Origin of the sequence: Pannonibacter sp. SL95, assembly GCF_026672425.1 — a bacterium.
Taxonomy (GTDB): domain Bacteria; phylum Pseudomonadota; class Alphaproteobacteria; order Rhizobiales; family Stappiaceae; genus Pannonibacter.
The window spans coordinates 907,853-921,959 of the sequence record NZ_JAPPRC010000003.1; the positions used below are offsets into that span (position 1 = coordinate 907,853).

A 14,107-nucleotide genomic window follows, 5' to 3' on the forward strand; every position below is an offset into this window, starting at 1 on the left:
GCGGAGAGACAGATGAACGCATCCCCTTCCGATCAGCCCAAAGGCGCGCCGGTTCCCGGCTGGACCGGGGCACAGCTTCCCGACGGTCGTCCGCTGCAGGGCCGCCTGTGCCGGCTGGAACGTCTCGATATTGCCCGGCATGCATCCGATCTGTTTGCGGCCTACCAGGCGGATAGCGCCGGGCGTAACTGGACCTATCTGGCCTACGGCCCTTTTGCCGATCAGACGGCAATTGAGGCCTTCTATGGTCCGATGGCCGAGAAGCAGGATCCGCTGTTCTATGCCATTGTGGACCTTGTGGCCGGCAAGGCCGTTGGTGTTGCCAGCTTCCTGCGCATGGATCCGGCCAATGGCGTCATCGAGGTTGGCCACATCAGCTACAGTCCTTCGCTGCAGCGGAGCACGCTGGCCACGGAAGCGATGTACCTGATGATGTGTCACGCCTTCGATGATCTCGGCAACCGCCGCTACGAGTGGAAATGCGATGACCGCAATGGCCCTTCACGGGGGGCAGCAGCCCGGCTGGGGTTCACGTTCGAGGGTATCTTCCGGCAGGCGATGGTCTACAAGGGCCGCAACCGCGACACGGCATGGCTGTCGATCATCGACAGCGAATGGCCGAGCGTGAAGGCCGGCTTTGAAGCCTGGCTTGATCCGGCGAATTTTGATGCGGACGGACGGCAGCTGCGCCGGCTTGAGGACTGCCGGGAGGCTTAAGAGCGTTCAGCGGAAGATGCTGTCGCCCTGCTGGTCGATCATGCTGCGCGCCTTGCGCAGCATGTATTCCGCTGCCTCGTCGCGGGTGGGCAACTGGTCGGCACGGATGAAGACGTGTTCGAGCGTCTCGCCGTCCTTTTCGCGCAGGATGCGACCGGAGATCTGCCACTGGCTGCCCGCCTGCCGGGGCTCGGCCAGGATCAGGAAGCCCTTGTAGTCTTCCTGGGCCGCAGGGCCTTCCGGGGCCTTTGGGGCGCCAGCCTTGAACAGTGATCCGAACAGCTTGCCGAGCATGGTGCCCTCATGGTTGCGTTGGCGTCTGGCCTCTGTCAGGCCGGCTCGCCCGATCCTTGGCCCAGATCCTTGTCGACCCAGTGACGGCGGCACAGCGAAACGTAGGATTCCTCGCCGCCGATGACCACCTGCTCTCCTTCCTCGACGATCCGGCCAGCGCCGTCAAGCCGGGCGACCATGGTTGCCTTGCGGCCGCACCAGCAGATCGTCTTGATTTCCTTCAGGCTGTCGGCGAGGGCGAGCAGCGCCTTGCTGCCGGGGAACAGCTGACCCTGGAAATCGGTGCGCAATCCGAAACACATGACCGGCATGCCGATGCGGTCGGCGGCCTGCGCCAGTTGCCAGACCTGGGCTTCTGTGAGGAACTGGGCTTCGTCCACGAAGACGGCATCAACAGGCTTTGCGGCATGCGCCTTGCGGATGTGTTCAAACAGGTCGTCTTCCGCGCGGAAGATGTCTGCTGCGGCCGACAGGCCGATGCGCGAGGAAATGCGGCCGACGCCGGCGCGGTCATCAACGGCCGCTGTCATCAGCAATGTATGCATGCCGCGTTCGACATAGTTGTAAGACGCCTGAAGCAGCACGGTCGACTTGCCGGCGTTCATCGACGAATAGTTGAAATAGAGCTTGGCCATCGCGCGTCCGACATGAGTTTGCAAAGACGGCGAAGAATCGCCCGTCGCTTGCGGCTACTCTTGCCGCTTGACCGGCAACGCTCAACGCGTCTTGTAGCAACGCCGGACTTTGCTGTGGATCGCCCGATCTGGCCGGTCAGGGCAGGATGAGGTCGGCGATTAGCGGGACATGATCGGACCCGATGTCCGGACCGAGGCTGACATTGGCAATGCCGACGTCCGGCGAGACGGCGATGTGATCGACAGCCGAGCCGAGGAACCAGCTGAGGCTGTAGCTGAAGAAGAAGCGCGTGATGACGGGCATGAAGGACGGGAATTGTGTCTTCAGTCCGCCGGCCTCGAGCAGCTGGCTGAAATGCGCCGACCAGGGCGACATGTTCCAGTCGCCCGCGATGATGACCGGGTCCACGCCTTCGCGGCGCAGCCTGGCCACTTCCATGCCGAGCGTTGAGTAGTAATTCTGGCGCGCCTCGAAGCGGCAGGGCGAGCGCGGGCTTTCCGGGTGCAGGGCAATGAAGGTGAGCGGCTTTCCGGCCACATCCAGCTTGATGCGCAGGATCTCGCGCTGGCCCCAGCGGCCGTTGCCACAGACATCGTCGACCCGGATCGACTGGCTTTCAAGGATCGGATGGCGCGAGAAGAACACCAAGCTGCCGAGTTCGCCAGTCAGGAAGGTGCTGGAATAGGGACCGACGCCGGGCAGGGGGCCGGTCTCCTTCATCACCTTTTCCCGGTAGCGCAGCTGCTGCCGCCAATTGGTCTCCTGGAACACCAGCACATCCGCGTTGAGGCTCTCGAGATAGGCCATGAACTGCGGATCGCCGAGATAGCGCATTTCCAGATTGATCGAGACAACGCGAAACGCTGTGCCATCTGCCGATCTGTTGGCCGTCGTCGGATCCCGCCCGATGGCCAGAACCGTGAGCGTTCTGAGCGCAGTCAATGCGGCGCCAGCGATCAGCGCAGCCAACACGACCGCTGTCATCACTACGAAGGTGCTGCGGCGAAACCGGCGCCGCGCGATCCAGCGGCAGAGCAGCGCCGAAGCCAGGGCCAGCAAGCCGACACCAAACAGCTGCGGCAGGAAGAAGCTCATGTTGTCGGAGAACCAGAAATCCGGTGCGACAAAGGGCAGGAGAGACAGCACCGCCATCAGGAGAGCCATCAGCAAGGCGCTCCAGGCCGCAAGGCGGAACAGCGCCGTCAGGGCGCGGCGCAAGCCGGAGGGGCCGGACGCGGCGGTGCTCATGGGTCGTCAGTCTCCGGCCAGTGGCGATGTTGCAATGCAGCGAGGTGTTCCGGTTTCCTCTAGCATGCGGTGTCAGTCGTGGAAATGATCGTAGATCAGACGGGCCACGGTTTCGGAAATGCCCGAGACCGCCATCAGGTCTTCGATGCCAGCCTTGGAGACAGCCTTGGCCGTGCCGAAGTGGCGCAGCAGGGCGCGCTTGCGCGTCGGGCCGATGCCCGCGATGTCGTCCAGCGGGTTTTTCGCGATCTCCTTCGACCGCTTGGCGCGGTGCGTGCCGATGGCGAAGCGGTGCGCCTCGTCCCGCAGACGTTGGACGAAATAGAGCACCGGATCGCGCTCCGGCAGCATGAAGGAGGGCCGTCCTTCCATGAAGAACTTCTCCCGGCCGGCGTCGCGGTCCGGTCCCTTGGCGATGCCGACAAGGGGAACATCCGTTATGCCGAGGCCGGTCAGGATTTCGCGCACCGCATTGAGCTGACCGAGGCCGCCGTCGATGAACACCAGATCCGGCCAGGCCGGCATGTCAGCCTGGGGAAGCCCGTCATCGTCCTCGGTGTCGCCACTCGCCTCAGCCTCCAGAACGGCAGATGTCTCGCCCGCGGTCTCTTCGCTCGCGACCGGCGTTCTGGCGTGATCCTTGAGCAGCCGGCTGAAGCGCCGGGTCAGCATTTCGCGCATCATGCCGAAGTCGTCACCCGGGGTGATGGTCTCGGACTTGATGTTGAACTTGCGATACTGGCCCTTGGCGAAGCCTTCCGGTCCGGCAACGATCATGCAGCCGACCGCATTGGTGCCCATGATATGCGAGTTGTCGTAGACCTCGATGCGGCGCGGCGTGGCGGAGAGGCCGAACACCTCGGCGACGCCCTCCAGGAGGCGGGTCTGGCTCGACGTTTCCGCCAACCGCCGTCCAAGCGCCTCGCGGGCGTTGGTCATGGCATGGTCGACCAGATCTTTTTTCTCGCCGCGCTTGGGCACGGCGATCTCGACCTTGTGCTCGGCCTTTTCGCTCAGCGCAGCCGCCAGCAGCTCCTGTTCCTCGATCTCGTGCGACAGCAGGATCAGACGGGGCGCCGGCTTGTCGTCGTAGAACTGGGCAAGGAAGCTTTCCAGAACGGCGGCCTCTTCCAGTGACTTGTCTGCCTTGGGGAAGTAAGCCCGGTTGCCCCAGTTCTGGCCGGTGCGGAAGAAGAACACCTGGACGCAGGTCTGGCCGCCCTCCTGATGGATCGCGACCACGTCCGCCTCGTCGACGGTCTGCGGATTGATGCCCTGGTGTGACTGGATATGCGACAGCGCCGCGAGGCGGTCGCGGTAGACAGCAGCGTGCTCGAAATCGAGCTGCTGCGAGGCGGCCTCCATGTGGGCGGCGAGCTGTTGCTTCACCAGCTGGCTCTTGCCGGACAGGAACGCCTTCGCTTCGCCGACGAGATCGGCATAGCCTTGCGATGAAATTTCGCCGGTGCAGGGGCCTGCACAGCGCTTGATTTGATACAGCAGGCAGGGCCGGGAGCGGTTCTCGTAGTAGCTGTCTGTGCAGTTGCGGATCAGGAACGCCTTCTGCAGCGCGTTGATCGTCCGGCCAACTGCCGTTGCCGAGGCAAAGGGGCCGAAGTAATCGCCCTTGCGCCGCCGGGCGCCGCGATGCTTAACGATGGCCGGGGATGCATGATCGCCAGTGATCAGGATGTAGGGGAACGACTTGTCGTCGCGCAACAGCACGTTGAAGCGCGGGCGCAGTCGCTTGATCAGATTGGCTTCGAGCAGCAGCGCCTCGGTTTCAGTGCGTGTCAGCACGAATTCCATGGCGGCCGTTGCCATGATCATCCGCATGATCCGGTTCGATTGCCCCTGAAGGCGGGTGTAGTTGGTCACGCGCTTCTTGAGGCTGCGCGCCTTGCCGACGTAAAGAACATCGCCATTCACATCGAGCATGCGATAGACGCCCGGCCCCATCGGCAGGCGTTTCACCACATCGGCAATGACCTCGACACCGACGAGGCCTGTCGCGCTCTCCGTGTCCGCTGGCAGGAAGGTGACTGCGGGCTGGACGGCTTCGACGACTTCCTCGGCCTCTTCAGGCGTGTCGGATCGGGAACGGCTGCTGGACATCACTTCAATCGCTTGCGCCGGCCGGCCTGTGGCCGCCGCGAATCTTGAGGGCAGAAGCGCGAGACTATACCGGATCGGGCGAAAGCCGAAGACGCTGGCGATTCTGGTTCCCGGTCGGCCTATTCGCCCACGCCCACGACGTCGGCTGTTTCCCAGGCGAGGTGCTGCCCGCCATCCAGTGCGAGCATCTGGCCGGTAACGGATCGCGCCGACCAGAAATAGCGCACGGTCGCGCCGAAGTCTTCGGGAGCCGGGCCACGACGGAGCGGAACGGCGTCCTGCTGCCGCCGGAAATCGTCCTCACTTTGCCGTTCGTTACGGAAGCTTGGTCCCGGCCCGATGGCATTGACGCGGATGCGCGGCGCGAGAGCCTGGGCGGCCATCCGGGTCTGTTCCCACAGGGCGCTTTTCGACAGCGCATAGGACATGAACTTCGGTGTCGGTTTCCAGACCCGCTGGTCGATCAGGTTGACGACAAGACCGTCCGAGCCCTCCGGCAATTGCCGGGCGAAAGCGTCAGTCAGAAACAGCGGTGCCTTCACATGGATCGCAAAATGCTGGTCAAACAGCATCTCGTTCAGCGCGCCGAGTTCGTCCGGCTGGAAGATGGAGGCGTTGTTCACAAGGCAGGTCACGGGGCCAAGCGGTGATGCGGCGATGTCGCGCATCAGGCGCGCGGTCTCTCCTGCCTCGGTGAGGTCAGCGAAGAAAGTGCCGCAGACGCACCCGGCATCCGACAGCTCCCCTGCGAGGGCTTCGACGCGGTCCCGGCCATGATGGGCATGCAGGGCAAGCCGCCAGCCATGGGCTGCCAGATCACGGGCGATCGCCGCGCCGATGCGGCTGGAAGCCCCAGTAATCAGGGCAGTTCCGGTCGATGGGGTCATGATTGTCTTTCTTGTTCAGCCGATCGCCGGATCGAGATCAGGCATCTGGTTTGCCCGTGCATACGCATCATTGGCAAGGCCCGGATCATCTGCGTTTTCGCGCGGCCGCTGCGGCTCCGGGCTGCGTTAACCATGGGCTAACCATGCCGAAAGTTACCCTGCCCGTGCCACGGTTTTTCCTCATTCCACTAATCTTTCGGACACAAATGGAGCCCATACCTGATCGCGGGTGAGGTTGGGGATTGCTGCCACGCTTCATTGCGGCGCTGTCCCTTCTTCAGGTGACGTTTTTTTTGTTTGTAACTGTAATGCGTGGAGCATGATCATGAAGAGTCTTGCAGCAGCCGGCGTCTCCCTCGCCGTTCTCGCCGCTGTCTCGGGCCAGGCGTTCGCGGCTGACCTTCCGCAGTCGACCTATCCGGCAACCGACTATAGCGCGCCGGTCGACAATTCCCGTTTTGACTGGTCTGGTTTCTACTTCGGTGGCAACCTTGGCTGGGGCTGGGGCCAGTTCCGCACCCAGTCGACCCCGACCGGCAAGTTCAATGCCGACACGCACGGCGTCGGGTTCGGTGTCCATGGTGGCTACAACCATGAGATTTTCCCGAACTTCATCGCCGGTGTCGAAGCCGACCTGCAGTACTCGGATCTGGAAAAGCGCCGCGTGTCGAACGGCATCAGCGTTCGCGCCAGCTCCAACTGGAACGGCAGCCTGCGCGGTCGTCTGGGCGTGACCTTTGATCGCTTCATGATCTACGGTACCGGTGGTCTGGCCATCGCCGACCTGACCGTCCGCGCTCCGACCGGCAAGCATGACGCCACCCAGCTGGGCTGGACCGTTGGTGCCGGTGTTGAAGGCGCTGTGACCAACAATGTCACCGCTCGCCTCGAGTACATCTACGCCGACTACGGCCGCGACAGCTTCAACCTGGGTCCGGTTCGGTACCGCACCGAAACCCAGACGTCGACGATCCGCGCTGGCGTCAGCTACAAGTTCTGATCAGTCTGCCTGACGGCAGCTTGATGAGGCCCGGTGATCCGTCACCGGGCCTTTTTCGTTTTGATACAAGTTGCGACAAGTGTTTTCTGGAGTTCGGTTTTCCGACTTAGAAGCGACGATTGCACGTATAGACTGCAGTTCGGCCGAACAGGCGATGGACCCTGTACGCCGGGCCGGCGGCCATGAGGGAGAGTGACGGGATGCGATTTGTGTTGCGCGGCATCATGGGCCTGTTCTTGTTTGCCGTGATGCTGGCTGCCATCGGCTTTGGCGGGTATCGCTTCTACAGCGCGGTTACCACGCCTCGGGAGGCGCGCATGCAGCCGCCGGCCGAGCGCAGCTTCATGGCCAACACGGCGACATTCGAGGCGACCACGGTTGCGCCCACCATCACGGCCTATGGCCAGATCCGCAGCTGGCGGACGCTGCAACTGCGCGCGTCATCGGATGGGCGCCTGGTCGAGATGGCCGATACGTTCCGCGACGGCGCCAGGGTCAAGGCAGGCGATGTGCTGTTGCGCATCGATCCGGCCGAAGCCACATCGCGCCTTCTTGATGCGCAAGCCAACCTTGCCGATGCCCAGTCTGACAAGGCGGAGGCCGAGGAGGCGATTGGCGCAGCGGAGCGCGAGCTGGAGGCAACACGCCAGCAGGTCGAGCTGCGCAAGCAGGCGCTGGACCGGCAGAAGCAATTGATGGAAAAAGGATATTCCACGATGGCTCTGGTCGAGCAGGAGCAGCTCGCCGTGGCGTCGATCGAACAGTCCCTCAACAACCGTCTGCAGTCGGTTGTCTCGGCCCGCAAGCGCATCGAGCGCACCGATTTCGCCGTGAAGCGCGGTGAGGTTGCCGTCAGCGACGCCGAACGCATCCTGCAGGAAACGACTGTCACGGCTCCGTTCGATGGCATTCTCGACACCGTCGGTGTGACCCTCGGGCGCCGTGTCTCGCCCAACGAGGCGCTTGCCAATCTCATCGATCCAACAGCGCTTGAAGTGCGGTTCTCGGTTTCGACCGAGCAGTTCTCGCGGCTTCTGGATACCCAGGGCCGCTTGCTGCCGCAGCCGGTTCGGGTCGTGCTGGGACTGGGTGAACGCAAGATCGAGGCGCGGGGGCTGCTGGAGCGGGTCGCCGCTGTCGTCGGCGAGGGCGAAGCAGGGCGGACGCTGTTCGCCAGCCTGGATGTCACCGCCGACACGGTGTTCCGGCCCGGTGATTTCGTGACCGTCGAAGTCGAGGAACCCGCGCTGACCGGCGTCGCCTTGCTTCCTGCAAGTGCTGCGACCGAGGATGGCCGCGTGCTGGTGGTCGGGGAGGGGGATCGTCTCGAAGAGATCCAGACCCGCATTCTGCGCCGCAGGGGCAACGAGCTGATCGTGGCGGATGTTCCCTTCGGCAAGGATTTCGTGCGTGAACGGCTGCCGCAGCTTGGAACAGGCATTCGCATCCAGAAGCGCCCGGCCAATCAGCCGCAGCCCGGCCCGGCTGTCGCGTCCGGCACGCCGTCAGCGCCGGCATCTGATGTCGTGACGCTGGATCCGGAGCGCCGCGCGGCGCTGCTGGCACAGCTTGAGGCCAGCAACATGCCGCAGGACCGCAAAACCCGGCTGATCGAGGCGTTGAAGCAGCCGGAAGTCTCCAAGGCCCTGATCGAACGGATCGAAGCGCGCGCTGGACGGAGGGGCTGACCGATGCGTTCTCCTGGCGGCGAGAAGTTTGGCTCCTTCCTCGACTACATGGTCCGGCATGGGACTGCGGCGAACCTGTTGCTGATGATCATGCTGCTGGCCGGCGTCTTTGCCGCGACGCAGATCCGGACGCAGTATTTTCCTGACGTGGTCAACGAGACCATGACCGTGACCGTGCGCTGGGCCGGCGCAGGGCCAGAGGACATGGACCGGGGCGTCGTCGAAGTGCTCGCGCCGCCGCTGCTCGCCGTCGAGGGCGTTGAGGAAGCGCAGACCGTTGCCAGGCAGGGCGTTGCGACCTTCACCCTGACCTTCGAGGCTGACTGGGACATGGCCCGCGCCTCGGAAGAGGTGAAAGCCGCTGTCGACCAGAACCGCAGCAACCTGCCAGCCGGATCTGAGCAGCCTGACGTTGCCCGCGGCGGCTTTCGTGACCGGGTGACGAATGTCGTCATCTACGGCCCGGTGGATCTCGACCAGATCGGCCGGCTTGCCGACGATCTGCAGAGCCGGCTGTTTCGCGCCGGTGTGACGCAGGTGACCGTGCGCGGTGTCGCTGATCCGATCATCCGCGTCAGCCTGCGCGAGGCCGATCTGATCCGGCATGACCTGACGCTTCAGGACGTCGCCGATGCCATCGGCACCGAGGCGGAAGCGACACCGGCGGGCAACATCGCCAACGGCTCCGCGCGGCTGCGAACGGGGGCAGACCGGCGCAGCGAGAGCGATCTTGGCGATATTCGCATCCGCGCACCGGCCGGCGGCGAGGCCCTGGTGCTGCGCGCCGTCGCCAACATTGCGACCGAGGGCGCGGAGAAGGGCGTTGCCTATTTCCATGAAGGCCAGCCGGCCGTCGTCCTGCGCATCGATCGCAATGCCCAGGGCGATACGATCAAGCTGCAATCCCTGGTCGAAAAGACCATTGCGGACATCCGGCCGACGCTGCCGTCCGGCGTGCAGATCACGCTGACGGAAACGCGGACACAGGAGATTGTCGACCGGCTGAACATCCTGGTCGAGAACGGCATCGGCGGGCTTCTGCTGGTGCTGCTGTTCTTGTTCCTGTTCCTGTCGGCACGCACGGCTTTCTGGGTCGCGGCCGGCATCCCGGTTGCCATGGCGGCCACCATCGGCATGATGTACGCGCTCGGCATGACGCTGAACATGATGTCGCTGTTCGCGCTCATCATCTGTCTCGGCATCGTGGTCGATGACGCGATCGTCGTTGGCGAGCATGCGGATGCACTTGGCAAACAGGGCTATTCGCCGGCCGATGCGGCGTCCCTCGCGGCACGCCGGATGACGGCGCCGGTGATTGCAGCGTCGTTGACCACAATCATCGCCTTTGCCGGGCTTGCAGCTGTTGGTGGACGCTTTGGTTCGCTGATCAAGGACATTCCGGTGACCGTCGCCATTGTCCTGATGGCCAGTTTGGTGGAGTCCTTCTTCATTCTGCCAGCCCACATGAAACACGCCATTGCCGCCGAGCGGCGGACGCAGTCCTGGATCGACTGGCCTAACCGCGTCTTCAATCGTGGCTTCGAATGGTTCGTCCGGCGGCTGTTCCGTCCGTTCACTGCGCTTGTGCTGAAGCTGCGCTACCCGGTTCTGGGCGGCAGCATCATGATCCTGCTGCTGTCGCTCAGCCTCTATGTGGACGGGACCGTGCCCTGGCGGTTCTTCAATTCGCCGGAGCGGGCGGTTGTGTCCGCCAATGTCGCGATGATGCCGGGGGCGGAGCGGGACGACACCAAGGCGATGCTGCGCGAGATGGAACGGGCGCTGGCTGCGGTCAATGCACGCTATACGGAACAGTATGGCACGGCGCCGGTGCTCTTTGCCCTGACGCAGGTTGGCGGCAGCTCGGGCTGGGGCTTCAGGGCCGGGGAGACCAAGGACCCGGACCAGCTTGGCAGCATCGACATTGAGCTGATTGACCCGGATCTGCGGCCTTATTCCGCGAGCCGCTTCCTTTCCGACTGGGAAAAAGAGGTGAAGGCGACGCCGCTGATGGAGACCCTGTCGCTGCGTGGCGGCCGATCGGGTCCGGGTGGCCAGGCCATCGACGTCCGCCTGCGCGGGGGATCGGCCGATACGCTGAAGGCGGCAGCCGAAGACCTGAAACGGCAGCTGTCGATGCTTCCCGGCGTCGGCGCGCTCGAAGACACGATGGCTTATGACAAGACGGAACTCACCGTCCGCCTGACGCCCAAGGGCGAAGCCCTGGGGTTCCGCTCCGAGCAGATTGCCAAGGAGCTGCGCGACCGGCTGGAGGGCATCGAGGTCGTCGAGTTCCCGCTCGACCGGCGCACGGTGACGATCAAGGTGAACATGCCGGACGAGGAAACAAATTCCGCGTTCCTGTATGAAACCCGGATCAAGTCACCGGCCGGTGCCTATGTGGCCCTGAACGAGGTCGTCACCGTTACAGCGGACTACGGCTTTTCGTCCGTGCGGCGCGAGGATGGGCTGAGAACGCTGCGGGTGACGGGTGACATTTCGGAAGACGATGCATCCGCAGCCGTTCAGGTGATGGACAGCCTGACCGGGCGCATCCTGCCGCAGATTGCCAGCGGATATGGCATCGAAACCGAGCTTGGCGGCCTTGCGGAACAGGAGAACGATTTCCTGCGCGATGCGATGCTCGGGCTCGGGCTCTGCCTTGCCGGCATCTACCTGACCCTGGCCTGGATCTTCGAGTCCTGGACACGGCCGCTGATCATCATGCTGGTGATCCCGTTTGGCGCGGTCGGGATGATCTGGGGCCACTATCTGCACGGACTGCCGCTGTCGATGTTTTCGATCATCGGTTTCATCGGCATGGCCGGGATCATCATCAATGACTCCATCGTGCTGGTGACGACGATTGACGAGCAGCGGATGGTGAAGCCGTTCCGGCAGGCGATTGTCGATGGCGTCTGTGACCGGTTGCGCGCGGTGATCCTGACCACGGCGACGACGGTTTTCGGTCTCGCACCACTGTTGTTCGAGGCAAGCCGCGCGGCACAGTTCCTGCTGCCGACCGTGATTACGCTGGCCTATGGTCTCGGCTTCGGCCTGTTGCTGGTGCTGCTTCTGACGCCGTCACTGCTGGCGATCCAGCATGATTGCGGCATGGCGCTGCGCTCGGGGCGCCGCGGACTGAAGGCCATACTGGGCAAGCGCGGAGCACTCGGCACGCGGACCTGAAAACGCCGAGGCAGGACAAACGCCCTGCCTCAGGCCATTCATACTTACCACTCGACCGGTTCGATCCGGGTCTTTGCAAACATCGGGACATGCGCCTCGAAGCTGCCGAGCCAGGCTGCCAGATGCGGGGCGTTGTCGCGCCAGACACCCTTGAAGCGCAGGTCGAGATAGCCAAGAGCGCAGGCGAGGGCGATCTCGCCGATGTCGACACTGCCGCTCGTGACCATGCGCGGTGGCGCGGCTTCCAGCGCTGACAGGGCCCGCGCAACCTTGTCGGCCTGATAGGCGACCCAGTCGGGGTGGCGACGCTCTTCCGGGCGGACGCGTTTTTCATAGACTTGCAGGATGCTGGCGTCGTTGATGCCATCGGCCAGCGCCTGCAGGCGGAGAACGTCGAAGCGGGCGATGTCGGCCGGAATGATACGGCCGCCGCCAGCGATGAAATCGAGATACTCGACGATGACGCGACTGTCGTAGAGCACCGTGCCATCCTCGAGGATCAGGGCCGGGATCTTGCCCAGCGGGTTCTGGATCCGCAGCGTATCTTCCGGGTTGGCGGTGTCGGCCGGATCGATGGTGATGCGGTCCATCAACCCCAGCACGCTGGCTGCGATCTTGACCTTGCGCCCGAACGGGGAGGCCGGCGAGGAACGAAGGATGAGCATGGGCAGGAAACTCCGGAGCATGCGTGCGGCTGGACAGCCGGTTGTGGCAAGGCGTTAACTGTGCACGCCATCCGCAGAGCCGCAAGGGGGGAAACGCCGTTAAATCGCTGGGATCTTTGAAATAAACTCTAATGGATTGTCTTAAGTTTTTTTAAAGGATTGCGGCTAGGTTCGGGAACGTCGTGAAGCGCGGAGCCGGGAATTGGCGGTTACAGAAATCTGGAGCAGATACTGGTTTGCAAGATGCCTGATTGAAACGGGGCTGCTCGCTTGCCTGTTCTATGCTCTGTCCGGTCCGGCATTTGAGGCTTGGCGACCGGGTTTTGCCGACGCTCCGCTGCGTGCCTATCGTGAAGCAGTGCACGAGGCAGCGGATGAGGCTCAGTATGTGCTGGAGAGCGGCCCGGCGCGTGTCGTTACCTTGCGCATCGAGAGGATGCGCCGCGAATATATCGACAACAATCTGAAGCTCAACCTGCCGCGCTGACAGCTGTTCAGTTCCGGGGAGCTGGAACTTCCACCACCCGTGAGCGGCAGTCCGCCCGATCAACGCCCGGGCACGACCGGAAATTCAGCTCCTTGTCGTAGCAGATCCGGACCTCCTGCAGCTTTCCACTCGTGCAGGTAACGGCGATGGCCGTGTCGCGCAGACCCGGATTGGCAAGGCGAAACGCGGTTTCAACGGCATCCGGCCCGATGCGGCCGCCATTGCGCAGGTTCTGGAAGGCCGCAGGTATGCGGATCTTCTCGAAGGCTGCGCGGGTCTTGTCAAAATAGGCGGACGGGCTCAGGCCGCTGCAACTGCCATGCTTGCGCCACTGGTGCTGCATCAAGCCCCGGCTCGGCATGATGTCATACATGCCTTGCAGCACCTCCGGGCTTGGCTGCAACTCGCGCGGCAAGGCGCAGAAATCCGGCCAGCCACGTTCCTTCTGCGGCCAAAGGCCATGCACGATGAAGCGGAATGGCCGCGACGCGCGGCATTGCTGCGGATCGGCACGTGAGCCCGCTTCGGCGCAATAGGTGGGGGACCAGGACAGCGCCAGGACGTAGAAGTCGAAGTCACCCGGCTCGTCCTCATTTGCCCAGGCCGGCGCAAGCGCTGCGCCAGCGAGGACAAGCGCGATTGCCGCGCGCTTCGCGATCCAGGATCCAAGCATGGGCCGTCTCTGTTTAAGGGCGCACGGTGCGGCAGATGCCGTCGTGGACGCGCCAGCGATCGAGATCGTCGAGGCAGGCATCGACGCCCCAGGTCAGGCCGGTAAAGCTGCCATATTCAACCAGCGCATAATGCAGGCTGTGCCGGCTGCCGTCCGTCAAGGTGGCCACACCAGCACAATACCGGCGAGCAACCGGGCTGATGCCGTCGGCCTTGTAGGCGACTTCGGCAATACGGTCGATCGCCGTAATCGTCCGCCCGCCATAATACAGGGTGTCGGCGGACGCGATGTGACCGGCAACTGCGCTCTGAACGGAAGCGCTGTCGCAGGATGGCAGGCGTGGTTCCGCGGTCGTGGCAAAATAGACCCGCTCGCCGGCGACTGTCGGCGCTCCGAGCGCGGTGGCGCTGACCAGCATCGCAGCCGCGATGCACAGGCGAGAGGCGTTACGGAAGCTGGACATGCGAAAATCCCCAAGGGTCAACAGCGAAAGCTGATTTGACCTTGG

At 63.6% G+C, this 14,107-nt stretch carries 13 protein-coding genes; 5 read left to right on the forward strand and 8 right to left on the reverse strand.

Annotation, left to right across the window (positions count from 1 at the left end):
- The first annotated feature begins 12 nt into the window (after positions 1–12).
- Positions 13–717, forward strand: coding sequence for a GNAT family N-acetyltransferase (locus tag OVA12_RS04820; protein ID WP_268135017.1), 705 nt, complete (start codon positions 13–15; stop codon positions 715–717).
- A 6-nt stretch (positions 718–723) separates the two neighbouring features.
- On the opposite strand, the gene OVA12_RS04825 is transcribed toward OVA12_RS04820, so the two are convergent.
- The 5 genes from OVA12_RS04825 to OVA12_RS04845 all read right to left on the reverse strand — a co-directional run bounded on the left by OVA12_RS04825 (position 724) and on the right by OVA12_RS04845 (position 5,897).
- Positions 724–1,011, reverse strand: coding sequence for an HlyU family transcriptional regulator (locus OVA12_RS04825; RefSeq protein ID WP_268135019.1), 288 nt, complete (start codon positions 1,009–1,011; stop codon positions 724–726).
- Between the two features lie 35 nt (positions 1,012–1,046).
- The gene (locus OVA12_RS04830; protein WP_268135021.1) at positions 1,047–1,646 is read right to left on the reverse strand and encodes a thymidine kinase; all 600 of its coding nucleotides are present in this window, start codon (positions 1,644–1,646) and stop codon (positions 1,047–1,049) included.
- A gap of 136 nt (positions 1,647–1,782) precedes the next feature.
- Positions 1,783–2,895, reverse strand: coding sequence for an endonuclease/exonuclease/phosphatase family protein (locus OVA12_RS04835; protein ID WP_268135023.1), 1,113 nt, complete (start codon positions 2,893–2,895; stop codon positions 1,783–1,785).
- 72 nt (positions 2,896–2,967) lie between these two features.
- Positions 2,968–5,010, reverse strand: a complete 2,043-nt coding sequence (uvrC, locus tag OVA12_RS04840; RefSeq protein WP_268135025.1) for an excinuclease ABC subunit UvrC — start codon at positions 5,008–5,010, stop codon at positions 2,968–2,970.
- A 119-nt stretch (positions 5,011–5,129) separates the two neighbouring features.
- On the reverse strand, positions 5,130–5,897 hold the full coding sequence (locus OVA12_RS04845; RefSeq protein ID WP_268135027.1) for an SDR family oxidoreductase: 768 nt from the start codon (positions 5,895–5,897) through the stop codon (positions 5,130–5,132).
- Positions 5,898–6,222: 325 nt separating this feature from the next.
- Here OVA12_RS04845 and OVA12_RS04850 point away from each other — a divergent pair, with 325 nt between their 5' ends.
- The 3 genes from OVA12_RS04850 (at position 6,223) to OVA12_RS04860 (ending at position 11,774) form a co-directional block, all read left to right on the forward strand.
- A complete protein-coding gene (locus OVA12_RS04850; protein WP_268135029.1) occupies positions 6,223–6,897 on the forward strand; it encodes an outer membrane protein in 675 nt (224 codons plus the stop codon).
- Between the two features lie 200 nt (positions 6,898–7,097).
- Positions 7,098–8,585: an efflux RND transporter periplasmic adaptor subunit gene (locus OVA12_RS04855; protein WP_268135031.1), complete on the forward strand. Its 1,488-nt coding sequence runs from the start codon at positions 7,098–7,100 to the stop codon at positions 8,583–8,585.
- A 3-nt stretch (positions 8,586–8,588) separates the two neighbouring features.
- Entirely contained in the window at positions 8,589–11,774 is a 3,186-nt protein-coding gene (locus OVA12_RS04860; protein WP_268135033.1) for an efflux RND transporter permease subunit, read from the forward strand.
- 44 nt (positions 11,775–11,818) lie between these two features.
- On the opposite strand, the gene OVA12_RS04865 is transcribed toward OVA12_RS04860, so the two are convergent.
- Positions 11,819–12,439: a glutathione S-transferase gene (locus tag OVA12_RS04865; protein WP_268135035.1), complete on the reverse strand. Its 621-nt coding sequence runs from the start codon at positions 12,437–12,439 to the stop codon at positions 11,819–11,821.
- Positions 12,440–12,641: 202 nt separating this feature from the next.
- On the opposite strand from OVA12_RS04865, the gene OVA12_RS04870 reads away from it, so the two are divergent.
- Positions 12,642–12,926, forward strand: a complete 285-nt coding sequence (locus OVA12_RS04870; RefSeq protein ID WP_268135037.1) for a hypothetical protein — start codon at positions 12,642–12,644, stop codon at positions 12,924–12,926.
- A gap of 7 nt (positions 12,927–12,933) precedes the next feature.
- On the opposite strand, the gene OVA12_RS04875 is transcribed toward OVA12_RS04870, so the two are convergent.
- Positions 12,934–13,599, reverse strand: coding sequence for a ribonuclease T2 (locus OVA12_RS04875; RefSeq protein ID WP_268135039.1), 666 nt, complete (start codon positions 13,597–13,599; stop codon positions 12,934–12,936).
- A 13-nt stretch (positions 13,600–13,612) separates the two neighbouring features.
- Positions 13,613–14,062, reverse strand: coding sequence for a cytoplasmic protein (locus tag OVA12_RS04880; protein WP_268135041.1), 450 nt, complete (start codon positions 14,060–14,062; stop codon positions 13,613–13,615).
- Positions 14,063–14,107: the final 45 nt, after the last annotated feature.